This is a genomic window from Xanthomonas sp. NCPPB 3218, from assembly GCF_056725185.1.
The window spans coordinates 4,988,396-5,014,274 of the sequence record NZ_CM161516.1 but is presented as its reverse complement, the minus strand read 5'-3'; the positions used below and the strand labels follow the sequence as shown (position 1 = coordinate 5,014,274).

General features: G+C 68.9%; 18 protein-coding genes. 8 read left to right on the top strand and 10 right to left on the bottom strand.

Features of this window, described 5'->3' with window-relative positions:
- The first annotated feature begins 214 nt into the window (after positions 1 to 214).
- The 3 genes from AC1PLS_RS21050 to AC1PLS_RS21040 all read left to right on the top strand — a co-directional run bounded on the left by AC1PLS_RS21050 (position 215) and on the right by AC1PLS_RS21040 (position 3,025).
- Entirely contained in the window at positions 215 to 1,750 is a 1,536-nt protein-coding gene (locus tag AC1PLS_RS21050; RefSeq protein ID WP_184433055.1) for a DNA recombination protein RmuC, read from the top strand.
- 171 nt (positions 1,751 to 1,921) lie between these two features.
- Positions 1,922 to 2,326: a hypothetical protein gene (locus tag AC1PLS_RS21045; protein ID WP_180968877.1), complete on the top strand. Its 405-nt coding sequence runs from the start codon at positions 1,922 to 1,924 to the stop codon at positions 2,324 to 2,326.
- 153 nt (positions 2,327 to 2,479) lie between these two features.
- Entirely contained in the window at positions 2,480 to 3,025 is a 546-nt protein-coding gene (locus tag AC1PLS_RS21040; protein WP_046345178.1) for a glutathione peroxidase, read from the top strand.
- Positions 3,026 to 3,272: 247 nt separating this feature from the next.
- Here the strand turns inward: AC1PLS_RS21040 and AC1PLS_RS21035 are convergent, their stop codons facing one another.
- Genes AC1PLS_RS21035 through AC1PLS_RS21010 form a run of 6 tightly spaced genes read right to left on the bottom strand, consistent with a single transcriptional unit; the run spans position 3,273 to position 7,375 of the window.
- Complete coding sequence (locus tag AC1PLS_RS21035) at positions 3,273 to 4,316, bottom strand: MlaA family lipoprotein (protein WP_026064229.1); 1,044 nt, start codon at positions 4,314 to 4,316, stop codon at positions 3,273 to 3,275.
- Between the two features lie 10 nt (positions 4,317 to 4,326).
- Entirely contained in the window at positions 4,327 to 4,626 is a 300-nt protein-coding gene (locus AC1PLS_RS21030) for an STAS domain-containing protein (RefSeq protein ID WP_016902122.1), read from the bottom strand.
- A complete protein-coding gene (locus AC1PLS_RS21025; protein ID WP_024940545.1) occupies positions 4,616 to 5,278 on the bottom strand; it encodes an MlaC/ttg2D family ABC transporter substrate-binding protein in 663 nt (220 codons plus the stop codon). The genes AC1PLS_RS21030 and AC1PLS_RS21025 overlap by 11 nt, the downstream gene beginning before the upstream one ends.
- Positions 5,275 to 5,820, bottom strand: a complete 546-nt coding sequence (gene mlaD / locus AC1PLS_RS21020) for an outer membrane lipid asymmetry maintenance protein MlaD (protein ID WP_016902127.1) — start codon at positions 5,818 to 5,820, stop codon at positions 5,275 to 5,277. The genes AC1PLS_RS21025 and mlaD overlap by 4 nt, the downstream gene beginning before the upstream one ends.
- 11 nt (positions 5,821 to 5,831) lie before the next feature.
- A complete protein-coding gene (locus tag AC1PLS_RS21015) occupies positions 5,832 to 6,581 on the bottom strand; it encodes an MlaE family lipid ABC transporter permease subunit (protein WP_016902129.1) in 750 nt (249 codons plus the stop codon).
- Positions 6,581 to 7,375, bottom strand: a complete 795-nt coding sequence (locus AC1PLS_RS21010; protein WP_102257241.1) for an ABC transporter ATP-binding protein — start codon at positions 7,373 to 7,375, stop codon at positions 6,581 to 6,583. The genes AC1PLS_RS21015 and AC1PLS_RS21010 overlap by 1 nt, the downstream gene beginning before the upstream one ends.
- Positions 7,376 to 7,610: 235 nt before the next feature.
- Between AC1PLS_RS21010 and AC1PLS_RS21005 the strand changes: the two genes are divergently transcribed.
- Positions 7,611 to 7,898, top strand: coding sequence for a DUF6916 family protein (locus tag AC1PLS_RS21005; protein WP_016902133.1), 288 nt, complete (start codon positions 7,611 to 7,613; stop codon positions 7,896 to 7,898).
- On the opposite strand, the gene AC1PLS_RS21000 is transcribed toward AC1PLS_RS21005, so the two are convergent.
- The 4 genes from AC1PLS_RS21000 to AC1PLS_RS20985 form a co-directional block, all read right to left on the bottom strand.
- Complete coding sequence (locus AC1PLS_RS21000) at positions 7,891 to 8,460, bottom strand: GNAT family N-acetyltransferase (RefSeq protein WP_024940542.1); 570 nt, start codon at positions 8,458 to 8,460, stop codon at positions 7,891 to 7,893. The genes AC1PLS_RS21005 and AC1PLS_RS21000 overlap by 8 nt on opposite strands.
- Positions 8,461 to 8,464: 4 nt before the next feature.
- Positions 8,465 to 9,004 (bottom strand): phage tail protein, encoded by a 540-nt coding sequence (locus AC1PLS_RS20995; protein WP_024940541.1) that lies wholly within the window; start codon positions 9,002 to 9,004, stop codon positions 8,465 to 8,467.
- Positions 9,005 to 9,063: 59 nt separating this feature from the next.
- Positions 9,064 to 9,591, bottom strand: coding sequence for a phage tail protein (locus AC1PLS_RS20990; protein ID WP_104544315.1), 528 nt, complete (start codon positions 9,589 to 9,591; stop codon positions 9,064 to 9,066).
- 65 nt (positions 9,592 to 9,656) lie between these two features.
- On the bottom strand, positions 9,657 to 10,202 hold the full coding sequence (locus AC1PLS_RS20985) for a phage tail protein (protein WP_481104524.1): 546 nt from the start codon (positions 10,200 to 10,202) through the stop codon (positions 9,657 to 9,659).
- Between the two features lie 259 nt (positions 10,203 to 10,461).
- Between AC1PLS_RS20985 and AC1PLS_RS20980 the strand changes: the two genes are divergently transcribed.
- From AC1PLS_RS20980 to recD, 4 genes are all read left to right on the top strand, one after another.
- Entirely contained in the window at positions 10,462 to 15,684 is a 5,223-nt protein-coding gene (locus AC1PLS_RS20980; RefSeq protein ID WP_184432775.1) for a putative Ig domain-containing protein, read from the top strand.
- Between the two features lie 377 nt (positions 15,685 to 16,061).
- On the top strand, positions 16,062 to 19,466 hold the full coding sequence (gene recC, locus AC1PLS_RS20975) for an exodeoxyribonuclease V subunit gamma (RefSeq protein ID WP_481104033.1): 3,405 nt from the start codon (positions 16,062 to 16,064) through the stop codon (positions 19,464 to 19,466).
- The gene (locus AC1PLS_RS20970) at positions 19,463 to 23,515 is read left to right on the top strand and encodes a UvrD-helicase domain-containing protein (protein ID WP_481104032.1); all 4,053 of its coding nucleotides are present in this window, start codon (positions 19,463 to 19,465) and stop codon (positions 23,513 to 23,515) included. Before recC ends, AC1PLS_RS20970 begins: the two co-directional genes overlap by 4 nt.
- A 171-nt stretch (positions 23,516 to 23,686) precedes the next feature.
- The gene (recD, locus tag AC1PLS_RS20965; protein WP_481104031.1) at positions 23,687 to 25,837 is read left to right on the top strand and encodes an exodeoxyribonuclease V subunit alpha; all 2,151 of its coding nucleotides are present in this window, start codon (positions 23,687 to 23,689) and stop codon (positions 25,835 to 25,837) included.
- Positions 25,838 to 25,879 lie beyond the last annotated feature (42 nt).

The following is a 25,879-nucleotide window of genomic DNA, read 5'->3' as shown; positions in this document are numbered from 1 at the left end:
CGGCGGTGTCTGGCCCGCTTTGCGCAGCGGTTGCAGGCATCTGCGCGAAGTGGCCCCCGACGTGCTGCGTTGGCGCAGTGCGCGTCACCCAACTGCGCCCGGCAGCCGCCGCCGGCCGGCAAGCCACTGACGCAGCCCCTGCGACCGGCCCGGCTACACTGCGCACATGTCATCCGAATCCCCGATCCTTCTTGGGCTGCTCGTCGCAGTCCTGGTGCTGCAGCTGATCGCGCTGCTGCGACGTCCTTCCACCAGCGGCCTGGAGCTGGCGCTGCGCGCCGAGCAACGCGACGGCCGCGGCGAATTGCGCGAGCAACTCGAAGGCCTGGCGCGGCAGCAGGATGGCCGCCTGGAAACCTTCGCGCGCAATCTCACCGAACTGTCCACGCGCACCGACCAGCGCCTGGACCTGTTGCGCGACGCGCTCGGCGAAGATGCCCGCAAGGCCCGCGAAGAAAGCGCCCTGGCGCAACAACGCACCGGCGAACTACTGACGCTGCGGCTGACCGAATTGCGCACCCAGCTCGACGGTTTCGGCCAGCAGCAGGAAACCCGCATCCAGGTGTTCGGCCAGCAACTGACCGAGCTGATCGCACGCACCGATACCCACATGGCCGCCTTGCGCGATGCGCTGGCCGAAGACTCCCGCAAGGGCCGGCAAGAGGCCGGCGAGTCGCAGCAGCGCTTCACCGAGGCCTTGGGCCAACGTCTGACCGAACTCACCCAGCGCAACGAACTGCGCATCGGCGAAATGCGCGCCACGCTGGAACAACAGCTGGCCAACCTGCAGAACGACAACGCCAGCAAGCTCGAACTGATGCGCGCCACCGTCGACGAAAAACTGCAGACCACGCTCAACACGCGCCTGGATGCCTCCTTCAAGCTCGTCTCCGAACGCCTGGAGCAGGTGCAGCGCGGCCTGGGCGAAATGCAGCAGCTGGCCACCGGCGTGGGCGACCTCAAGCGCGTGCTGACCAACGTCAAGGACCGCGGCGGCTGGGGCGAGGTGCAGCTGGAGAACATCCTCGAGCAGACGCTGACGATGGAGCAGTACGCGCGTAGCGTGCGGGTCAAGCCCGACAGCGCCGAAGCGGTGGATTTTGCGATCCGCCTGCCGGGGCGTGGCGACGACACCGTGGTGTGGCTGCCGGTCGATGCCAAGTTCCCGCGTGAGGACTACGAACGCCTGATCGATGCGCAGGAAAAGGGTGACCTCGACGCGATCAAGAATTCGACCGCCCAGCTGGAGCGCGCCATCCGCATTCAGGCCAAGTCGATCAGCGACAAGTACGTCTGCCCGCCGCAGACCACCGATTTTGCGGTGATGTTCCTGCCGACCGAAGGCCTGTACGCCGAAGTGATCCGTCGCGCCGGCCTGGTCGACCTGCTGCAGCGCGAACATCGCGTGGTGCTGGCCGGCCCGACCACGTTCACCGCCCTGCTCAACAGCCTGCAGATGGGCTTCCGCACGCTGGCGATCGAGAAGCGTTCCAGCGAGGTCTGGCAGGTGCTGGGCGCGGTGAAGAGCGAGTTCGGCAAATTCGCCGGCATTCTCGAAAAGGCCGAGCGCCAGATCAGCACGGTCGGCAAGAGCCTGGGCGAAGCCAGCCGCAAGACCCGCACCATCGAACGCCGCCTGCGCGGCGTGGAAACCCTGGCCAGCGAACAGTCCCAGGCGTTGCTGGACGATCCCGGCAGCGACGACACCGGAAGCAGCAGCGAAGACGACAGCAACGACGAGCAGGAGTAATCCGGCCGCAGACGGCGATGCCACATGCCATGACGTAGGAGCGCACCTGGGCGCGACCAGGCATTACCGATAACGCCTCATCGCGCCCGGGTGCGCTCCTACCAACGCAGGCCTCCGGCGCCGATAGCGAGCACGCCGCGCAGACATCGCCACCGCGATGCTGGCAGCCACCTGGTTCAAGACGAGAGTTTCAACATGGCAACCCGATGGATCCACGCAGTGCTCTGCGCGCTGCTGTTGACCGCATGCAGCAATACCCCGGCGGCGAAGTCGGACGCCGCGGCGGACGCCCCGCAGGCTCCGCGCGCCGTTTCCGCCGACGCTGCCGAATGCACGGCAAAGGGCGGGCAGCTGCGTCCGGTCGGCCGCATGCAGACGGTGCGTTGCGTGGTGCCGTACGCCGATGCCGGCAAGACCTGCAGTGACAACTCCGACTGCAGCGGCGATTGCCTGGCCACCAGCATCGTGCCGACCGGCACCGCGACCTCCGGCACCTGTCAGCGCGACAGCGACCGCTTCGGTTGCCGCCAGGAAGTGGTTGGCGGCATGGGCCAGGCCGCGTTGTGCATCGATTGATGGCTGCGAACAGGGTCAAGCGCGCGCACAGGCCGATCAGTCGATCGGCCCGTGCGCGTCGCGTCAGATAACTGCAAGCGCCATGAGCCAGCGGCATCGCTCGCTCCACCCTGGCGGTTTATGCTCTCGGCTCCACCTGTCCAGGACGCACCGATGAGCCAGACGCTGTACGACATCCCCGTGGCCCGCATCGACGGTGAGCCCGCCACGCTGGCCGACTATCGCGGCAAGGTGTTGCTGGTGGTCAACGTTGCCTCCAAGTGCGGGCTGACCCCGCAGTACGAAGGCCTGCAGGCGCTGTATCGCGACAAGCAGGCACAGGGGCTGGAGGTGCTGGGCTTTCCGGCCAACGACTTCAACGGACAGGAGCCCGGCAGCGAGGCGGAGATTGCGCAGTTCTGCCAGCTCACCTACGACGTGAGCTTTCCGATGTTTTCCAAGATCGCCGTCACCGGCGCCGAAACCCATCCGCTGTATCAGGCATTGACCAGCGCCCGCCCGCAGGTCACCGGCGACGGCCCGATGCGCGAAAAGCTGGCGGGCTACGGCATCGCACCCAACCCGGCACCGGGTGTGTTGTGGAACTTCGAGAAATTCCTGATCGGCCGCGACGGCCAGGTCATCGATCGCTTCGCCCCCGACGTGCCAGCAGACGATGCGCGCCTGCGTGCAGCGGTGGATGCGGCGCTGGCGGCGTAGCACCTGGCGCGGTGGCGAACTGATTTGATCCGCGTCGCTGCGATCGCTGTTTATATTGCCGGTGATCTGCGCCATCTAAGGGGAAGGCCTTGCCGGCGGAGTTCCCTCCACGCGAGATCGTGGCCCGGACGGTGCTCCAGCTACCCCAGCCGCCGCCGTCAGCCGGAAGGCCGTAAAAGACCAGCGCACAAAAAAGCCCGGGATCGCTCCCGGGCTTTGTATTCATCCAAACCGCAAGCTCAACAGATCAACGGATCCACTGCGGGATCGGCATCGCATCCACCGGCACGGTGCTGTCCTTGTCCTCGCGCAGGTAGTCGGGCAACTCGTTGTCCTTCTCGCGATGGCTGCGCAGATCGCGCACGATCTGGTAGTTGCGGCGCTGCATCCACGCGTCGCGGGTCAGTGCATATTCGTCCGGTGCCTGGTCGCGCAGCGAATCCAGCGACATCAGTTGCGAGCGCGTATCCACCAGCTGCAAACCCTGCAGGGCGAAGCGCGCACCGCTGTCGTCGACCTGGCGCAACGGCGACAGCGGAATGTCGCCGCCCAGGCCGAAGGTATCGCGCACGGTGCGCGGGCCGAACAGCGGCAACTCGAAGTAGCGCGAATTGCGCCAGCCCCACACGCCCAGGGTCTGGCCGAAGTCCTCGCTGCGGCGCGGGATGCCGGCCGCGGAGGCCGGGTCGAACAGACCGGCCACGCCCAGCGTGGAATTCATCACGAAGCGGCCCAGCGACTGCACCGCATACACCGGATGGCCCTGCAGCAGCTGATTGACCATGGTCAGCGGCGTGCCGAGATTGTCGAAGAAGTTGGTCACGCCCAGGCGGGCCGGACGCGGCACCACCTTGGTATAGCCCGTGGCCAGCGGACGCGCCACGCCGCGGTCCACCGCCAGGTTGAAGCGGTGCATGCCGCGGTTGTAGCGCTCCCACGGATCGTAGGACGGCGCGTCACCGGGTTGTGCCGGTGCACCGTTGGCGCCGGCCTGCGGAGTGGTGGGGCCGTAGAGCGCAGCGAAGTCGTCCTCGGCCGAGGTGGGGGCACCGGCCGTGCCAGCATCGGCGCTGGTTTGCTCGGCAGGCGCCGCCGCGGTGGCTGGTAGGGCGTCGGGTGCGGCAAAGCCGGCGGCGGCCGGCTGCGCGGTCACGCCGGCATCGTCGCGTGCCGGCGCGGGCGTCGCATCCGAGGCGGACGCGGCCGCAGGCGGTGCGGGCTTCGGAGCATGGCTGGCACAGGCGCCAAGCAGCAGGCAGGCCAACAGGGAAAGGGGGCGAAGCTGGGTCATGGGGTGGCGCTCAGGCCTGGAAATCGAAAGTAGGGGACAAACGGTAGGCGGCACGCAATTCGTCCAGACCGGACGCTTCACCCACCACCGTGACAGGACCGGCACCGCTGCTGCGCACACGTGCAGCCAGTTCGGCCAGCATCGCCACGCCGGCACTGTCCAGGCGTTGTACACCCGACAGGTCCAGCGTGCGAATGCCGTCCAGCTGCGCGATCGCCTGCGGCCAGGCCGCAGTGACCGCGTCGCGGTCGAGCACGCCGGTGAGTACCAGCGTGTCGCCATTGCGTTGCACGGAGCTGTTACTTGCCATTGGCCGGTGCCGGACCGACCTGCAGATTGCCACTACGCAGCTCTGCGGCGACCTTGGCGATGCCCTTCTCGCGCAGCGGGCCGTCGAACTGGGTCTTGAAGGTCTGCACGTAGGAGATGCCTTCGATCATCACATCGAAGATCTTCCACTGGCCACCGACGTTACGCATCATGTAGTCGACCGGGGTCGGGTCGTTGCCGGCGCGCAGCAGGTCGGTAGACACCTTGACGCCGCGGTTGCCCGGCAGCGCGCTCTCGGACTTGGCGCGGAAGGTCGGCTTGCCTTCGAAGTTCAGCAGCGCGGTGCCGTAACGCTGCATCAGGTTGTCGGCCAGCGCATCGGCGAACAGCTTGACGTCCGCATCGGAGGCGCCACGGCCGTTGACGCCCAGCACCAGGCGGGCCGAGTAATCGCGGTCGAAGGCCTTGTTCAATTCGCCATTGATGTACTGGCGCAGGGCGGCCGGGTTGCTGCGGAACTCGGCGCGGCGCTGATCCAGCGTGCTCAGGATGCGGGTGCTGCTGTCGATGACGGTCTTGGTCGCCGCGCCCTGCGCAGGCGCGCTGGCGGCAGCCGGCTGCGCCAGCACGGTGGCCGGTGCGCACACCAGCAGGGTCGAGGCCAGGATGGCGGAAAGCAGGGTGGTCTTCATTGGTGTGGTTCCGTAGAGGGAGAAGCGGTCTGGGCAGGCGCCGGGGCCTGGCCATCGGTGGCGGCCGGGGCATTGCTGCCACCACCGCCACCACTGAACATGTACTTGCCGACCAGCTGCAGCAGATCCACCGCCGGCTGGGTGAAGCCGATTTCTTCGCCCGGCTTGAGCGTCTCCGGGTCGCCGCCCGGCTGCAGCCCGATATAGCTCTCGCCCAGCAAACCGCTGGTGAAGATGCCGGCGGAGGTGTCGGCGGGCAGATCCTTGTATTTGTTGTCCAGCGACAGGGTGACCACCGAGTCGAACTTGGTCGGGTCCAGGCTGATGTCGGACACCTTGCCGATGGTCACGCCGCCGATCTTCACCGGCGCCTGCGCCCGCAGCTGGCCGATCTGGCTGAAGCGCGCGGTCAGCGTGTACTGGCTGGAGCCGAAGCCCCAGCGCTGGTTGGTCGAGGCCACCGCCAGCACCAGCAGCGATGCCAGGGTCAGCAGCAGAAAGGCGCCGACGGCGAATTCGAGTCGTGGTCCACGCATGGCCATAGTTATTCCACTCACCTAAACAACATTGCAGAAAGGACGAAGTTGAACATCAGCACCAGCAGCGAGGCGTTCACCACCGCACGGGTGGTGGCGATCGAGGTGCCTTCGATGGTCGGCTCGGCGTGGAAGCCCACGTAGGCGGCGACCAACGCGGCCGTGCCGCCGAAGATCGCCGACTTGAGCATCGCCACGCCGAAGTCGTCCCAGAAGTCCACGCTGTTGCTCAACCCCGACCAGAATGTGCCGTTGTCGATGCCCAACACGTGTACGGCCTCGAAGTAGCCGCCGGTGATGGCCAGCGAGCAGAACACGCCGGTGAGCAACGGCACCGTCAGCACCGCCGCCCAGAAGCGCGGTGCCACCGCCTTGGCGACCGGATCGATGGCCATCAGCTCCAGCGCCTTGATCTGGTCGGTGGCGCGCATCAGGCCAAGTTCGGCCGCGATCGAACTGCCGGCCCGGCCGATGAACAACAGCGCAGTCAGCACCGGTGCCAGCTCGCGGTACAGCGACAGCCCCAGCAAGGTGGACAGCGCATCCGACGCACCATAGGTGGTCAGCGTGCGGTAGCCCTGCAGGGTCAGCACCAGGCCGACGAAGGCGCCGCCGACGGCGATGATCGGCAGCGAGCGCGCACCGACCTTGTAGATCTCGCGCACCAGCTCGGCGATGAAATCGCGCGTGGGTACCGAGCCGCGCAGCACGGTCAGCGAGAACAGCCCGGCGCGGCCGAAGGCGCGGATCGAGTCGACCATGGCCATCAGGCAGCACTCCGGTCGCGCCGCGGCGCCGCATCGAAGGCGATCGGGCCATCCGGCTGGCCATGCAGGAACTGCTGCACCAGCGGGTCGGTGCTGTCCTGCAATTGCTCAGGCGTGCCGGCGAACACGATGCCGCCATTGGCGATGACCACCGCCTGGTCGCTGATCGGCAGGGTTTCGTGCACGTGGTGACTGACGATGATGCTGGTCAGGCCAAGGCTGTCGTTGAGGCGCTGGATCAGGCTCATGATCACGCCAGACGCGATTGGGTCCAGCCCGGTCAGCGGTTCGTCGTAGATCATCAGCGGCGGGTCCAGTGCCAGCGCCCGCGCCAACGCCACACGCCGCGCCATGCCGCCGGACAGTTCGCGCGGCCAGGCATCGGCGGCGGCCAGCAGGCCCACCGCATGCAGCTTCATCTGCACCAGGCGCTGCAGCACCGGCGCCGGCAGGCGAGTGTGGGTGCGCAGCGGCAGCGCGACGTTGTCGGCCACGCTCAGGTCGGTCAGCAGGCCATTGCCCTGCAGCAGCACGCCGACATTGCGACGCATCTCCAGCAGTGCGCGGTTGCCGTGCGGGATCGCGCTGCCGAACAGGGTGACCGAGCCGGCGACCGGACGCAGCTCACCGGTCAGTGCGGCCAGCAAGGTGGACTTGCCGCTACCGGAAGGACCGAGCACGGCCGTGATGCTGCCGCGCGGCACATCGAGCGAGACGTCGCGCAGGATCGTGCGACCGCCGCGATCGATGCGGACACCGGACAACTGCACGACAGGGGATGCGGACGCCGTCATCGAAGCCTTTAACAGAATTCCAACGCGATAGAGTAGCCGTCATCCGGCTGAACATAACCGAACCGGCGCGTGCAGTATTGTCGCATGACGCCTGTACTGCAGCAGACGCGTCACCGTCGGCGCGTATGCAACAGGCCGTCTCATGCATGACGCAATGCAATCTTCGAACGCGCAGGTGTTGTGGCAGGTATGCCCTACGTGGATGATCGGATTCCCAGCCGACCATGAGCACAAAATGGACTTACTGACCCTGGAGCACTTTGCAGGCAGCGTCAACGACACGTTCTCGGCTGCATTGAACGAAGGCGAGGTTCCATTCGTGCTGGTCGAGGCGCGCGCGCTGCCCACCACGCACGCGGTGCATCGCGCGCCATTCTCGCTGCTGTTCCGCAACAGCTCGGCATTTCTGTTTCCGCAGCAGACCTATCGGTTACGTCACACGCGGCTGGGCGAGATCGGCATCTTCCTGGTGCCGGTGGCGCGCGAGCGCGACGGGTTTCTGTATCAGGCGGTTTTCAACTGAGCTGCGTGACCGCGTCTGCTTCGGCGCCGCGCCAATGCATTGCCAGATGCGTATCGCCGGAATCGCCGGCGACAAACCCCAGACGCGCATAGAGACGTTGGGCAGCTGGATTGGCATGCAGAACGTGCAGCGATAAGCCGCATCCCGCTGCACATGCGCGGGTTTGCGCCTGCACAATCAACGCAGTGCCGATGCCTTTACCACGCCATGCCGGCATCAGGCTGATATCGATCACTGCGTGTTGCGACGGTGCGCGCTGCAGATACAGCCGGCCGATGCGTTCGTGCTGCCACTGCACGACCATGAAGTCCGCATCGGGAAAATGGCGCAGATAATGCGCGCGCTGCAGGGCGAACTGCTGATCCAGAAACGCGCGCTTGGTTGCGTCCGGCCAGGGCACCTGCGCCAGCTCTTCGCTGCGCGTGCTCGCGTAGAGATCCTGCAGCCAGGGTAGATCGGCATCCTGCTCGGCCCGCAATGCGATGGCATGCGCATCCGGTACAGCGGCCTGGCCTGCGCCCAATGATGCTGTCATCACCTTGCTGGAAAGCAGGCGTGCCATGACGTCAACCGAAGTCTGGGTAGTCGCCGTACAACGCAATGCAGAAGTTCACTGCCAGATAGGGCTGCTGGTTCTCGTGCGCTACGCCATTGCCGGTTGGCAGCAGCGCGGTCGGCGAGAACTGCGTATCAGGCTGCGTCACCGTCACGAATGGACGTGCGGTGCTGCTGCTCATCGTCGACAGTGCCGCACCATTGGCGGGTGTGCCGGTCTTTTTGGTCGAGTCCGCTTGTGAAAATGCGTTGATGCCGTGTTGGTGCGGCGGAATCTGATTGCTCAGCAGGCTCACCCCGGCTGTGCCGAACGTGTCACCACGCTGCCGGTTGCTCAGTCCGCCGCCCTGGCCTTGCTGGCAGCCGGCGCGCGCGCAGAAGTTGGGCAACTGGAACGTACTGGAGCCGTTGCCGCCGTAGGCGACACCCAGCAGCGAGTACAGCGCAGTGTTCTGAACGATCGGCAATGTGGCGCCATTGCACAGCGCCCAGCCGACGGGATTGAAATCGAAGCCAAACAGCTGGATTTCGCCGGTATAAGGTTCGGTCATGAACGCATTCCTCCGATGGAACGGGTGGGCGTCGCGATGAGCGCGGTGCGCCGAATCGATCAGCTCTGCTGTGGAAAAATGCCGGCGGTGGAGATGCAGTACTGCACCGTCAAGGTCGGCATAGTGTTGTCGTGCGCCTGTCCGCCGCCGGCGATCGTCGTCGATTGCGTCGCCATCGGCGCTGCCGTGGCACCGGTCGTATCGGTCGCGTAGAACACGTCGCCGGTCACTGTGCCGGGCAGCAATCCCGCAGGCGCGGTCGCGGTCGCGGCAGTGGGTGTGGCGACCAGCGTGTGCGTGTGCGCCGGCATCTGCAGGCTGTCGAGCGTCACCGTTTCGGTGCCAGAGGTGTGGGCAATGACGTAGTTGCTCAGACCAGGGCCCTGGCCCTGGTGCAGCGGCACGCGTCCGCGCAGGTCCGGTACCGCAAAGGTGTTCTGCCCGTCACCGCCATAGAGCGTGCCTATCAGCACGAACAGGGTCTCGTACTCGGAGATCGACAGCAGGCTGCCGTCGCACGCCTGCCAGCCCTGCGGGGTGCGGCCGAAGCCGAACATGCGGATCTCGCCGATGAATGGAGTGGCCATGGTGTCCTTCCTGGTCTGTGATGCCGCGCCGTCATCGGCACGCAGCGTGTAGAAGTGCCGGCGAACTAGCTACGCGAGGGAAAGATGCCGGACAGCGCAATGCAGAAATTGATCGTGGTGTAAGGCTGCATGTTTGGATGCGGTTGGCTGCCGCCAGCAGGGCCTACCGACTTCGGGTCCAAGGACACCAGCGTCCCCGGTGCCGCATAGAGCGCAGTGGCCGGACCCGTGGTGCTGGCATTGTTGCCGAAGTTGCGGCCAGAAGGACTGCGGTTATTGCCCGCGGTGCTGGTGGATTCCAGCAGGTGGGTATGTGCGGGCAAATTGCTTGGCAGCAGCGTCACGTTCTCGCTGCCAGCCATCTGGCCCAGTGGCGGTACCGGCGGTTGCCAGCTCGGATCCGTTGACGGTGCGAAGCCGATGGGCGTGCGCCCGCGCATGTCCGGCAAGCCAAAGGTAGTGCGGCCGTCGCCACCGAAACGCGTACCAAGCAAGCTGAAGAGTGCCTGGTTTTGATTGACCGGCAGCAGTTGGCCATTGCACTGCGCAAAATACTTGGGCGCAAACACAAAGCCGGTCATCATGATCTGACCCATGAAGAACTCACTCATGCGGACTTCCTTCCCGTAAGTGCAACGCCGACTGCGTGTCGGAATAATTTGCACAGATACATGTCATGTTTGAATAGAGCAAGTCTCAACTATTCAGAATTGGGATGAAGTATTAAGTTTTTGTTCTTTATTCGTTAGTCAGTTCCTGTTCAAATACCCTCGCAATGTCGAAGGGAGCAATCCCGCTAGGGCGACGTTGCCTTCAGGCACGAGGATCGTTGCCGGCGCCGGGGATGGTGCTTCTGCAGGGGTGTGGACAGTGAATAAGCAGCGTAGGTTTCCAGCGGACGCCACCGGCGGCCGCGCACGTCTGGCCGTGATGTTTGTCCTGTTCGCGATGATGCTCTTGGCGCCAGGCTGGGCGATGGCGCAAGCCTCGACCTACTGCCCGACGCTGAACGCCACCGTGGTGCAGGGCGGTTCGGTACAGATCGACGTGACGACCTGCGATGGCACGGGAGCAGACGATATCGGCATCGGCTGGAACGGCGTGCAACCCCCGCACGGCACGCTCGTGGTGCCCAATCCGAGTGGCGCGCAGGGTACGCAGATCGTCACCTACACCCACAACGGTGACAGCGCCACCAGCGATACGTTCCCGCTGGAAGATGGCCGGGGCGACACCATCACCGTCAACATCACCATCACTCCTAACCAGCCGACGCTGTCGATCAACGACGTGTCGGTGAACGAGGGCAATGCCGGCACCACCAATGCCACCTTCACCGTCTCGCTCAGCCAGCCGGCCGGCACCGGCGGCGTCAGCTTTGATATCGCCACCGCCGACGGCACCGCCACTGCCGGCGTGGACTACGTTGCCTCCAGCCTGACCGGGCAGACCATCCCCGCCGGCAGCAGCAGCGCCACCTTCACCGTGCTGGTCAACGGCGACACGCTCAGCGAGCCGAACGAGACCTTCTTCGTCAACGTCAGCAACGTCACCGGTGCGAGCGTGGGCGATGGCCAGGGCCAGGGCACCATCGTCAACGACGATGCGCTGCCCGCACTGTCGATCGACGACGTCAGCGTCAATGAAGGCAACAGCGGCACCACCACGGCCACCTTCACGGTGAGCCTGAGTGCGGCCAGCGGCCAGACCGTGTCGGTCAATTACATCACCGCCGATGGCACCGCCACCGCCGGCAGCGACTACGCCGCCCGCTCCGGCACGCTGACCTTCGCGCCGGGCGTTACCGCGCAGGGCGTGGCGATCACCGTCAATGGCGACACCGCGGTCGAACCCAACGAGACCTTCAGCGTCGGCCTGTCCGGCGCCAGTAACGCGAGCATCGCCCGCGCCACCGGTACCGGCACCATCGTCAACGACGATGTGGTGGTGGTGGTCGGGCCGGCATCGCTGCCGGCGGCGACCGCGGGCAGCGCCTATAGCCAGACCCTGAGCGCCAGCGGCGGCACCGCGCCGTACACCTTCGCCATCACGGCCGGTGCGTTGCCGGCCGGGTTGAGCCTGAGCGCTGGCGGCGTGCTGTCCGGCACGCCCACCGCCAGCGGCGGCTTCAACTTCACCGCGACCGCCACCGACAGCGGCGGCAGCCCCACCAGTGGCGCCCGTGCTTACACGCTGACCGTGGCCGTGGCCACGACCACCTTCCCGGCGACCAGCCTGCCGGCCGGCACCGCCGGCCAGGCCTATTCGAGTGCGCTCAATCCGGCGACCGGCGGCGTTGCGCCGTACACCTACGCCGTCACCGCCGGTGCCTTGCCGGCGGGCATCACGCTCGACGGCAGCAGCGGCGCCCTGACCGGCACCCCCGGCAGCGTGGGCAGCTTCAGCTTCAGCGTGACCGCCACCGACAGCACCACAGGCACGCCGTCGCAGGCCACACGTGGCTACAATTTGACCATCGCCGCGCCGCCGATCGTGGTCGCGCCGTCCACGCTGCCGGCTGCCACCCGCGGCACCGCCTACAGCCAGACCCTGAGCGCCAGCGGCGGCACCGCGCCGTATACCTACGCGCTCGCCAGTGGCACGTTGCCGGCAGGCATCACCCTGGCCAGCAACGGCACGCTGTCGGGTACCGCCACGGTGGAAGGCAGCTTCAACCTCACCGTGACCGCGACCGATGCGGGCAGCTTCACCGGCAACCAGGCCTACACCCTGACCGTGGCTGGCCCGAATCTGGTCTTGCCGGCGAGCACCTTGCCGGCAGGCACGGCCGGGCAGGCGTACTCCGCGGCGATCACGCCGGCCACCGGCGGCACGGCGCCTTACAGCTATGCATTGACCGGCGGTGTTCTGCCGGCGGGTGTGGTGGTGGACGCGGCCACCGGCACGCTCAGCGGCACGCCGACCGTGGCGGGCACGTTCAACTTCACCCTGACCGTGTCCGACAGCACGCCCAGCCCGGCGGCGCAGGCCAGCCGCAGCTACACGCTGACCATCGCGGCACCTGTGGTCGTGATCGCGCCCACCACGCTGCCGGCCGCCACCCGCGGTACCGCCTACAGCCAGACCCTGAGCGCCAGCGGCGGCACCGCGCCGTACACCTATGCAGTCAGCGCGGGCAGCCTGCCGGCCGGCATCACGCTGGCCAGCAACGGCACGCTGTCGGGTACCGCCACGGTGGAAGGCAGCTTCAACGTCACCGTGACCGCGACCGACGCGAACACCTTCACCGCCACGCAGGCCTATGCACTGACCGTGGCCAGCCCGAACCTGGCGTTGCCGGCGAGCACCTTGCCGGCAGGCACGGCCGGGCAGGCGTACTCCGCGGCGATCACCCCGGCCACCGGCGGCACTGCGCCTTACAGCTATGCATTGACCGGCGGTGTCCTGCCGGCGGGTGTGGTGGTGGACGCGGCCACCGGCGCGCTCAGCGGCACGCCGACCGTGGCGGGTACGTTCAACTTCACCCTGACCGTGTCCGACAGCACGCCCAGCCCGGCGGCGCAGGCCAGCCGCAGCTACACGCTGACCATCGCGGCACCTGTGGTCGTGATCGCGCCCACCACGCTGCCGGCCGCCACCCGCGGTACCGCCTACAGCCAGACCCTGAGCGCCAGCGGCGGCACCGCGCCGTACACCTATGCAGTCAGCGCGGGCAGCCTGCCGGCCGGCATCACGCTGGCCAGCAACGGCACGCTGTCGGGTACCGCCACGGTGGAAGGCAGCTTCAACGTCACCGTGACCGCGACCGACGCGAACACCTTCACCGCCACGCAGGCCTATGCACTGACCGTGGCCGGCCCGAACCTGGCGTTGCCGGCCAGCACCTTGCCGGCAGGCACGGCCGGGCAGGCGTACTCCGCGGCGATCACGCCGGCCACCGGCGGCACGGCGCCTTATCGCTATGCACTGACTGCGGGCGCCTTGCCCAATGGCGTGGTTGTCGATGCAGCGACCGGCGCGCTCAGTGGTACGCCGACCTTGTCCGGCACCTTCAACTTCACCCTGACCGCCACCGACAGCACCCCGAGCCCGGCTGTGCAGGCCAGCCAGAACTACTCGGTCACCATCGCGGCGGCAACGCTGGTGCTGGCGCAACCGACCCTGCCACCGGCGGTGCGCGGCAGCGCGTACAACCAGGTGCTCACGGCCAGCGGCGGCGTTGCGCCCTATCGCTACAGCATCGCCAGCGGCACGTTGCCGACCGGCCTGACGCTGGCCAACGACGGCACGCTTTCGGGCACGCCGACGGCGCAGGGCACCTCGTCCTTCACCATCGCGGTGGCCGATGCCGGCAATGCCAGCGCCACCCAGGCCTACAGCTTCACGGTGAGCGATGCGGCGCCGGTGGCGGTAGCGGATGTGGCGGCCACCATGTCCGATGCTGCGGTGACGGTGGCGGTGACCGCCAACGACACCGGCAACATCACCGCGATCGCCATTGCCGCTGCGCCGGCCAACGGCACCGCCGTAGTCAACGGGCTGGAGCTGGTCTACACGCCGGCTGCCGGGTTCGTCGGCACCGATGTGGTGAGCTACACGGTCACCGGGAGCGGCGGCACCTCGGCGGCGGCCACCGTGACCATTGCGGTCAATGCGCGGCCGGTTGCGGTGTCGGTGACTGCGGCGGCAGTGCCGGGCGAGGCGCAGCAGGTCGACCTGACCCGCAATGCCACCGGCGGGCCGTTCGTGGCGGCGGCCGTGGTCGCGGTGCTTCCGGCGTCGGCCGGTACCGCCACCATCACCCAGGTTGGTGGTCTCGCCACCGCGGCGGCGGCGCGTGCTTCGGGCCCGTCGCCGGCGGCGGCTGCAATGGCCGAGACGCCCACTTTCATGCTGACCTTCACCCCGAACCCGGCCTTCGTCGGCCAGGCCACGGTGCAGTTCACCTTGTCCAACGCGTTCGCCACCTCGGTGCCGGCCAACGTGGTGTTCACCATCGCGCCGCGCCGCGACCCCAGCGTGGATGCGGAAGTGCGTGGCCTGATCGATGCGCAGTCCGAGTCCACGCGGCGTTTTGCGCGGGCGCAGATCGACAACTTCCAGCGCCGTCTGGAAGCCACCCATCGCGGCGGCAGCACCTTCAGCAACGCGGTGAGCTTCCAGCCGACCTCGCACTGCCGCCAGGCCGACCGCGGCATCAGTGCGCAGCCGTGCAGCCCGGACACGCAGGAGGCCGACAACGACTTCCGCGATGCGCCGGCAGTGGCCAGCAGCGGCACCAGCACTGCGCAGGGCCAGGGCGATCTGGGGCTGTGGGTGGGCGGTGCGATCCGGTCGGGCAGTCTGGACAAGCAGTCCAACAGCAACGGCGTGGACTTCCAGACCGACGGCCTGAGCGTGGGCGCCGATTACCGGGTGGCGCAGTCGCTGGCGATCGGTGCGGGCCTGGGTTGGGGCCGCGACGACAGCGATGTGGGCAGGAACGGCAGCCACTCCAAGGCCACCGCCTACACCATGGCGTTGTATGCCAGCTTCCATCCGGGCAAGGCGTTCTTCTTCGACACCCTGGTCGGCTACCAGCTGCTGTCCTACGACCTGCGTCGCTATGTCACCGACGACGCCTCGATGGCCGAAGGCAACCGCGACGGCAAGCAGTGGATCGCCTCGCTGTCCACCGGTGCGGACCTGCAACGCGGCGAGCTGCAGATCACCCCGTATGCGCGTGTGGATGTGGCGCGCGCCACGCTGGATGGCTATGTCGAAGATGGCGTGGCGCCGTTTGCGCTGCGCTATGACGACATGGACGTGGCCACCACCACCGGCAACCTGGGCCTGCGCCTGGAATGGCGCCGCGAAGTGGCCTGGGGCCGGCTGACCCCGCAGTTGCGCGTGGAATATCAGCGCGACTTCCAGGGCCGCGGCGATGCCACGCTGAGCTACGCCGATCTGAACGGCGGGCCGTTCTACCGCGCGGGCCAGAGCGCGTTCGATCGCAACCGCCTGATGGTGGGCATCGGCGCGGCGTTGCTGACCGAGCAGGGCCTGTCGACGCGGCTGGAATACCGCGGCATCACCGATGGCGACAGCAACAACGATCAGACCTGGATGATCAACCTGGAGAAGAAATACTGATCGTCTCCAGCGTCGTGCACCAAGCCAACACGATGGGCCGGGCGAAGACCCGGCCCATCGCTTTTTGTGATGTCCCCGCAGGGGTATTGCATGGCGGTGCCGGCGCCTGGAGGCGCGTTGGTCGACGACGGCTTGCAGCGATACCGCCGAGCGCCGCGGCCGCACGGCATCGCAGGCAGTACTGCATCGTAGGCAACCCGCAATCCGCTCGCACGTGCTGCGTTCGGGTGCAGTAGCTCCAGCGTGTCGGCCGTCATCGCCATGGTTGGCCGCGCGCCTGCCCACTCCAGTACGGCCCGAACAGCGACGCCACTCGCTGCGCGCCGGCCCTGGGCCAACAGCGCAGCACGGCCGCATCCGGCACAATGCGCGTACGCATGCACGCCACTTCCGCGCCCGATTTCCGCCTCTATCCCTCAAATGCGCTGGATACGCTGGCTGCCTTGCTCGCACAGGAGCTGCGCCGGCCGGTGCCGGAGCAGCCGTTGCTGCAGCCGGAGGTGGTGCTGATCCCGCAGGTGGCGATGCGGCGCTGGCTGCAGTCCACGCTGGCGGCCGAGCACGGCGTGGCGGCCAATCTGGAATTCCTCACCCCCGGCGAATTCGTCGCGCGCGCGCTGGAATGCAATCTCGGCCCGGCCGACGACGACCTGGACATGGCCACCACGCAGTGGCGCCTGTACGCCGCCTTGCAGGCCGACCTGGGCAGCGACGCGGCGTTGGCGCCCCTGGCCGGTTATCTGTCCGATGGCGATGCGCTCAAGCCCTGGGCGCTGGCCGGCGAGCTGGGCAATGTGTTCGAGAAGTACCAGGCCTGGCGACGCGACTGGTTGCTGCGCTGGGAAGGCGGCGCCGACCCCGATGATCCGCAGGCGCGGCTGTGGCGCAGCATTGCCACCGGCCGGCAATACCGCGCGCGCCGCATCGGCCAGTATCTGGATCGCTACGCACGCCCGGACGGCCCGCTGCCGCAGGGCTTGCCCAGGCGCCTGTTCGCCTTCGCCATCTTGAATATTTCGCCCGACGTGCTGCGCGTGCTGGCCACGCAGGCGCGCGTGGGCACGCTGCATTTCTACCTGCCCACGCCCACGCAAGGTTACTGGGGCGACCTGCAGACCCTGTGGCAGCGCCGTCGCGAAGACGGTGCGGTGCAGCTGTTTGCCGAGCAGGTGCAGGAAAACCCGCTGCTGCAGGCCTGGGGCGCGGCCGGGCGCGACTTCATGGCATTGGTCGGCGACTACGAGGTGGTGCACCCGCTGGCCGAGATCGCCGCCTACGCCGACCCGCTGGAGTCCGGCCGCCGCGCACTGGCCGACGGCGGCCTGGGCGACAGCCTGTTGCGGCGCATGCAGAGCGACCTGTTCCATCGCCGCGCGCCCAGCGTGCCTGCCGTGTTGCCGGCGGTGAATCTGCACGACCCCAGCCTGCAGGTGCACGCCTGCCACACACGGCTGCGCGAGCTGCAGGTGCTGCACGACCAGCTGCGCGCCTTGCTCGACGATGCGCGCTTCGACCCGCCGCTGCAGCCGCGCGAGATCGCGGTGCTGTCGCCAAATATCGACCCGTACGTGCCGTACCTGGACGCGGTGTTCGGCAGCCACGGCAACGACGATGCCTTGCCGTACGCGCTGGCCGATGCCAGCCCGTTGGCCAGCGAGCCGCTGGCCGAAGTGTTCCTGAGCTTGCTCGGCTTGCCGATCGCACGCTTCGGCCTGCACGAGATCCTCGACCTGCTCGCCAGTGCGCCGATCGCCGAGGCCGCCGGCCTGGACGAAGCCGGGCTGGAACGTCTGCGCGGCTGGCTGCATGCGGCCGGCGCGCGCTGGGGGCTGGATGCGGCGCACCGGCGCCAGCATCAGGCGCCGGGCGACGACGCCTACACCTGGCGCTTCGCGCTGGACCGGCTGCTGCTCGGCCATGCCAGCGGCACCGACGACGATATCGAGGGTGTGGCGCCCTGGCCGCAGCTGGAAGGCAGCGCGCTGGCCGCACTGGATATCTTGTTGAAGCTGCTGCGTGTGCTCGAACGCTACCAGTCCGTGTTGGCCGAGGCGATGACGCCGGTCGAGTGGCGCGAGCGGCTACTCGGCCTGCTGGAGGCGCTGATGCCAAAAGCGCCTTCGGCACCGCGTGCGCAGCGCGCGCTGGATCGGCTGCGCAGCTTGATCGACCAGTTCGCCCGCGACGCGGTGCGCGCCGAGTACGCAGGCAGCGTGCCGGCCGAAGTGGTGCGCGCGCATTTTGCTGCAGTGCTGGGCGAGTCGGACACGCGCGCGCCGCTGCTCACCGGCGGCATCAGTTTCGGCCGCATGGTGCCGATGCGCTTGCTGCCGTTCCGCGCGATCTGCCTGCTCGGCATGAACGATGGCGACTTCCCGCGCCGCGACCCGGCCGCCGGGCTCAATCGCCTCACCGCGGAATTGGGCACCGAGCGTCGCCGGCACGGCGACCGTTCGACCCGCGAGGACGACAGGTTCCTGTTCCTGCAGTTGTTCGCCTCCGCGCAGGAAGTGTTCTACCTGAGCTATCTCGGCGCCGATGCGCGCGACGGCAGCGCGCGCGAACCGTCGGTGCTGGTCAGCGAGCTGCTGGGCAGCGCCGCGCAGTACCACGCCGACCCGGCGGCAATCGACACGCTGGTGGTGCACCACCCGTTGCAGCCGTTTGCCGCCGCTGCCTTCGGTGCGCCGGGCGATCACGGCGCCGACCCGCGCCGTTTCAGCTATCGCCGGCAGTGGCGGCCTGCGGTGGACAGCCTTACCGGCCAGCGCCAGCCGCTGGCGCCCTGGGTGGCCGGTGCGTTGCCGGCCGATGACATCGCAGTGCCGACGAATGTGTCGATCGACGAGCTGCGCCGCCTGTTCGCCGACCCGGCCGGGCAGTTCCTGCGCCACCGCCTGGGGATGCGTTTGCCGGATCCGGCCGGCGAAGACAGCGATCTGGAGCCGCTGCTCGCGCCCACGCGCGGGCTGGAGCAATACGGCCTGCAGCAGCACGTGTTCGATGCCGCGCTGGCCGGCGACACCGAGCGGCTCTACGAGCGTCTGCGCGCGCGTGCGCTACTGCCGTCCGGGCCACTGGGGCGACGCCAGCTCGATGAGCGGGTGGCGCAACTGCGCCCGTATGCCGAGGCATTCCGGCACTGGCGCGGCGAAGCGCCGGCGCAGTCGCGTCGGTTGCAGGTGCAGATCGGCCAGACCGAGGTGCACGGCCGTGTGCCCGGCTGGTATGCGAGCGGGGTGGGGCGGGTGCAGGTCGGCGCGCTCAGCGGCCGCAGCGCGATCCGCCACGGCCTGGAATGGCTGCTGCTGCGCGCCGCCGGCGAGCACGCGCCGTATGTGCGCTTCTTCGAAGACGAAGACGGTTTGGGCCCGCATCCCATCGATGCCGAGCCGCTGTCGCAGACGCAGGCGCAGGGCGCGTTGGCTGCGCTGCTGCAGATGTACCGGCAGGGCTTGCAGACGCCGCTGGCGTTCGCGCCCTATAGCAGCTGGAAATACCACCAGGCCGCGCGTAGCGACGACCTGGACAAGGCCATTAAGGAGGCCGCCGGGCAGTGGCAGTCCAGCTTCGGCTGGAGCGAATCGCACAGCCCGGAACTGCGCCTGGTCAACCGCGGCCGCGACCCGTTCGCCGATGCGCAGCGCTTTGCCGATTTCGCCATCACTAGCCATCGCGTGTACGACCTGCTCGAGCGCGGCAACGCCGATGCCACGCTGGATCCGGAGCGATTGATCGAGAGCTGGCGCCACTGGCACGGCGCGCAGGAAGAGGCCGAATGAGCGCCAGCCCGGTCACCGACCCGTACCTGGAATTGCCGTTGCATGGCGTACGCCTGATCGAGGCCAGCGCCGGCACTGGCAAGACCTTCACCCTGGCCACGCTGTTCACCCGGCTGGTGGTCGAGCGTGGCCTGCGCATCGGCCAGATCCTCGCCGTTACCTTCACCGAGGCCGCCACCCAGGAACTGCGCCGCCGCATCCGCGAGCGCCTGGTGCTGGCCGCAACCCTGGTCCCCGACGCCCCCGTAGGAGCGGCCCGGGCCGCGACCGACCTCGCCGACGACCCGTCGCGGCCAGGTCCGCTCCTACACGAAGCGCCCGACGCCTTTCTTGCCACGCACCTGGTCCCTGGCACCGAAACACCCAGCGCCCCCGTAGGAGCGGCCCGGGCCGCGACCGAGCTCGCCGACGACCTGTCGCGGCCAGGTCCGCTCCTACAGGACGCGCCCGATGTGCTGCTCACCCGCGCCATCCTCGCCACCCACCTGGCCACCGGCACCGAAACACCCGCGGCCCTGCGCCGCCGCCTGCAACAGGCGGTGGAAGAAATCGACCTGGCCGCCGTGTTCACCATCCACGGCTTCTGCGCGCGTGTGCTGCGCGAGCATGCGCTGGAAAGCGGCCAGGCCTTCGCCGCACCGGAACTGCTCGCCAACGACCGCGAACTGCTCGGCGAAGTCGCCGCCGATCTATGGCGCCAGCGCGCCGCCGATGCGGCAATGGCCGAAGACCTGATCGCGCTATGGTCGGGCGGCCCGGAGGCACTGGCCAGCGATCTGCGCGCCTTGGTGCGCCATCCAACGCTGCTGCCGGCCGCCGCCACGACAAGCGACGATTCGGCTGCGCTGCTGCAAGCGGTGCAGGACGCCAGCGCCGCATTGGCCGCGGCATTCCAGACCCACGGCACCGCGTTTTTCGACACCATCATGGCCGCCATCGACGGCGGCATCCTGAGCAAGGTCAGCTACAAGCCCGAGTGGCTAACAGCGTTGTGGCATTGGTTCGACAGCTTCGCCGCCGCGCCCTCAGTCAACGCCGCCCCGCACGCCAAGCTGATCAAGTTGACCGCCGCGGAACTGGCCGCCGGCACCAACAAGAAGTTCGTCGAGCGCACCCCGGCCTCGCCGCTGAGCCACGAGATCGACGGCTATCTCACCGCGCTGGCCGGTGTCGAAGCATGGCGCAGCCGTCGCCGCATCCGCCTGCTGCATGCCCTGCGCGAGGATGCCATTGCGCGGCTGGCATTGCTCAAGCGCCAGCGCCGCGTGCAGACCTACGACGACCTGGTCGATGGCGTCGCGCACGCGCTGGAAGGCGCGCAGGCCCAGGCGCTGGTCACACGGCTGCGCGCGCAATACGCCATCGCGCTGGTGGACGAATTCCAGGACACCGACGACCGCCAATGGGCGATCTTCTCCAACGTGTTCGGCGAAGGCCCGCTCGCACGCGCGGCCGGCCTGGAGCCGGCGCTGTTTCTGATCGGCGACCCCAAGCAGGCCATCTACGGCTTCCGTGGTGGCGACGTGCGCACCTATCTGGCCGCCGCCGTCACTGCCGAACTCGCCCCGCCGCTGAGCCACAACTTCCGCTCGCGCCCCGGCGTGCTGGCGGCCATCGACGCGTTGTACGCGCAGGCCGGCTACACCGACGCCTTCCTCACCGATGGCATCGCCTTCCACCCGGTGCGGCCCGGCACCAAGCGGGTGGATGCGGACCTGCAACGCGATGGCGGCCCCGCCCCGGCGCTGACGCTGTGGCGCGCCCCGGAACCGCCGCCGCCACCTGCCGCGGCAGCGGCAAAAACCAAGCAAGCAGGAAAGCCCAAACCCTGGAGCGCCAACCGCGCCCGCGAGCTGGCCACCGCCGCCTGCGTGGCGGCGATCCGTGGCTGGCTGGCCGGTGGCCGTGACGGCACCGCCAGCGTCAATGGCCGCCCGGTGCAGGCCGGCGATATCGCCGTGCTGGTGCGCAGCCACGGCGAGGCCACGCGCATGCAACAGGCGCTGGGCGCGGTAGGCATCCCCGCCGTGGCGGCCGGCAAGCAGAGCCTGTTCGCCACCGACGAGGCGCTGGAGCTGCTGGCCCTGCTGCAGGCCTTGCTCGACCCGGGCGACGACAGCCGCCTGCGCGCCGCGCTGGCCACCGTGCTGATCGGCGCGGACGCCGCCGCCATCGCCGCACTCGCGCACGACGGCGAGCGTCACCGCCGCTGGCAGCAGCAGGCGCTGGACTGGCGCGAGCGCTGGCAGCGCGGCGGCCCGCTCGCCCTGATCGGCGACCTGGGCGCCGCGCACGGGCAACGCCTGCTCGCCCTGGTCGATGGCGAGCGTCGCCTCACCAACTACCTGCAGCTGGCCGAACTGCTGCAGGAAGCCGATGCCCGCGCACTCGGCCCGCATGGCCTGGTCGACTGGCTGTCGCGCCGCATCGCCAATGCCGACGACAACGACGAAGCCCAGCAGCTGCGGCTGGAATCGGACGCGCGCCGTGTGCAGATCGTCACCCTGCACAAGAGCAAGGGCCTGGAATATCCGCTGGTGTTCCTGCCGTACATCGGCATCGGCCGCAGCGACAAGGGCGCCGGCCGCCATTGCGTGGTGCATGCGCCGGAGCTCGGCCGCCAGCTGCACTGGAAGACTGACAAGGACGACCCGACCTGGAGCGCCGCCGAAGCGGCCTGGAAGCAGGAACAACGCGCCGAAGACGCACGCCTGCTCTACGTCGGCCTGACCCGTGCCGAGCACGCGCTGTGGATCGCCAGCGGCCCGTTCCACCAGCACGAGCGCACCGCACTGTCCGGCATGCTGCGCGCGCTGGACGCGCTGCAGGGCGCGGCCGGCGAGGGCGCAGTGGTGGTGGACACGTCCACGCCGCCCACCAACCTGCCGCGCCTGCCGCCGCCGGTCGAGGCGCAGGTGCCGCCCGCGCGCGCCCCGCAGCGGCATATCGCCCCGGACTGGTGGGTCTACAGCTTCACCCAGCTGGCCAATGCCGATGCCGGCGCCGCCACCGACCCGATGGCCAGCGCCACGGTGGTCGGCAGTGGCGGCAGCGACGAGCCGTCCGGCAGCGAGGCCGTTGCGGTGGCCGCCGAGGTCGACGCCTTCGACCCACGCTTTGCCGGCAACCGTTTCGGCGTGGTGATGCACGACGTGTTCGAGCGCTGCGATTTTGCCGCCTGGCAGGCCTGGCGCCCCGGCCTGCCCGCACCCGAGGGCCAGGCCGCCGCCATCCTCGAGGCGCTGCAACGCGGCGGCTACGTCGAGAAGGAATGGGACGACGGCCTGGCCATGCTCACCGCGCTGATCGGCCACACCCTCACCGTGGCCCTGCCCGAAGGCACCACCCTGGCCGCCGTCCCCGCGCCGCAGCGTCGCAACGAGATGGAATTTCACTTCGCCATGCGGCCCACCCGCGTCGATGCGCTTCTTGCGTTGCTGCACCGGTTTGGTGTGGTCGGCGACCGCCAGGCCTTCGGCGCGCGCCAGCGGCTGGAAGGCCTGATGACCGGCCTGATCGACCTCACCTACACCGTGGACGGGCGCTGGTACGTGCTCGACTACAAGTCCAACCGCCTGCCCAGCTACGACGCCGACGCCCTGGCCCGCGCCATGGCGCACAGCGAGTACGAATTGCAGGCGCTGATCTACACCGTCGCCCTGCACCGCTGGCTGCGTTTCCGCCTGGGCGATGGCTACGACTACGCGCGCGACTTCGGCGGCGTGCGCTACCTGTTCTGCCGCGGCCTGGACGCCACCCGCAACCCCGCAGCCGACTCCAGTTCCATCCCCGGTTCCGGTTCCGACTCCGGCTCCGTCAACGGTGCCAGCGCCGCCTCCGATTCCGACCCAGTCAGTGGAGCCAGCTCCATTTCCGATTCGGGTTTCGACTCCGACGCCCGCTTCGACGCCGTCAACCGCGCCACGCCCGCACCCGGCATCCACGCCTGGCGCTTCGACCCGGCGCTGGTCCAAGCCCTGGACGCCCTGTTCGCCGGCAGCGCCCCGGAGCCGACATCCAGCAACCCAGGCACGCCCGATGCCCGCTAGCGCACAGCCCCTTACCGCTGACGCACCAAAGCCCCGCTCCCCCCGGGACGATAAGGCACTGGTTGCGCGCCACTGGCGCGCGTGCCTTGGCGCGCCCGCGCCGCTGGCGCGGGCTGGGGCGCGGAGCGGGGGGTGGGGTGAGGGCGCCTGCGCCCGGGAGGCGTCCACCGCATGAACCACCCAACCCTCTTCAACGCCCTGATCAAGGCCGACGCCCTGCGCCCGCTGGATCTGGCCTTCGCCCAGAGCCTGCAACGCCTGGCCCCGGACACCGACCCCCAGGTGTTGGCCGGCGCCGCACTCGCCTCGCTGGCCGTCACCAGCGGCCACGCAGGGCTGGACCCCGCCCGCGCCGGCATGCTGCTGGACGCGCGCGAGGGCCCAGCGCCCGCACTCCCGGACCCAGGCGATTGGCAACGCACCCTGGCCGCCTCGCGCTGGGTCGACCAACCGAATCCGCAAGACCCCGCCGCCGCCGACTGCCCGCTGGTGCTGGAACGCGGCCTGCTCTACCTGCGCCGCTACCGCGAGTACGAGCGCCGCCTGGCGCTGGGCCTGCAACGCATCGCCGCCCAGTCGCCGCCCCCCTTCGACGCCGCCACGCTGGCCCCGCTGTTCGCGCAGCTATTCCCCCAGGCTTCCTCTCTCCACATGGGAGAGGGTGCCCGAAGGGCGGGTGAGGGCACGCGCCTGCCCGAGCCATCCGTCGACCAGGAAGGTGCGGCCCCACCGGCTCCATCCCACCACCCAGACCGCCAGGCTCAGGCCGCCGCCCTGGCGCTGCGCCGCACCCTGCTGCTGGTCACCGGCGGCCCCGGCACCGGCAAGACCACCACCATCGCCCGCCTGTTGCTGCTGCGCATCGCCCAGGCACACGCCTCTAACACCCCGGCCCCGCGCATCGCCCTGGCCGCGCCCACCGGTCGTGCCGCCGAGCGCATGTCCGAAAGCCTGCGCCTTGCGGTCACGCGCGCCATCGCTGGCGGCATCGACCCGGCCCTGGCCGATGCGCTGCCCAATGGCGCCAGCACTCTGCATCGCCTGCTCGGCGTCATCCCGGATTCCCCGCACTTCCGCCACAACGCCGACAACCCGCTGCCGTTGGACCTGATCGTCGTCGACGAAGCCTCCATGGTCGGCCTGCCGCTGATGTGCAAGCTGGTCGAAGCCGTGGCCGATGGCACCCAGCTGATCCTGCTCGGCGACGCCGACCAGCTGCCCTCGGTGGAAGCCGGCGACGTGCTCGCCGCCATCCTGCAGGCCGCCGGCCCCGGCGATGCCCTGCAGCCGCAGGACGCACAGGCGCTGCAAGCGCTGCTCGGCAACCCGCCCGGCGACACCACGCCCGCCGCCAGCCAGGGTGGCGGCCTGGCCGGCCACCGCGTGCACCTGCTGCGCGGCTACCGGCAGGCGGACGACTTTGCACTGGCCCCGTTGGCCGACGCCGTGCGCGCCGGCGACGCCGACACCGCCCTGGCCCTGCTGCGCAGCGGCGAGCTGGCCGGCGTGCACTTCCACGAAGACGGCGAAGACCCGCTCACCCTGGGCCGCGACGCATTGCTCGCGCACTGGCGCGCACTGGCCGACGCGCAAGACCCGGCCGCCGCTCTGCGCGATGCCGCGCGCCTGCGCCTGCTCACCGCCGTGCGCGCCGGCCCGCAGGGCGCACGCGGCCTCAACGCCCGTATCGAACAACTGCTGGCCGAAACCGGCTCCGGCGCGCGCCGCCTCGGCGCCGCCTCGCCCTGGTTCCAGGGCCGCCTGCTGCTGATCACCGAAAACAGCTACCGCCACGGCCTGTTCAACGGCGACGTCGGCATCTGCCTGCGAAGCGACGCGAGTCCCTCTTCGGGGCGCAGCGACGAAGGCGCCGCTTCAGGGCCAGGCCAGTCCGGCGGCACCGCCAGCCGCCGCGACCCAGGAACCGACAGCCGTGCCCAAGGCCCGTTGGTCGCCTGGTTCGAAGGCGACGGCGACGGCCAGGTGCGCGGCTTCCACCCCGCCGCACTGCCCGCACACGAAAGCGCCTTCGCCATGACCGTGCACAAGGCCCAGGGCAGCGAATTCGACACCGTCTGGCTGCAACTGCCCACCCGCGACGCCCGCGTGCTCAGCCGCGAACTGCTCTACACCGGCATCACCCGCGCCCGCCGCGCCCTGCACCTGGCCGGCAGCGAGGCGGTCATCCGCAGCGCACTGGCCCGGCACGCCGCGCGCATCTCTGGCCTGGCGTGGCGGTTGGGTGCGCAGCAGCAGGCGGCACCCGTCAAGCCAGCAACAGAACCAGCTACTGCGTTGCCCGTGCAGGGTTCGTTGTTCTGATGGACGCGAGCCGGCGCAATGGCAACATCACTTACGGCAGAA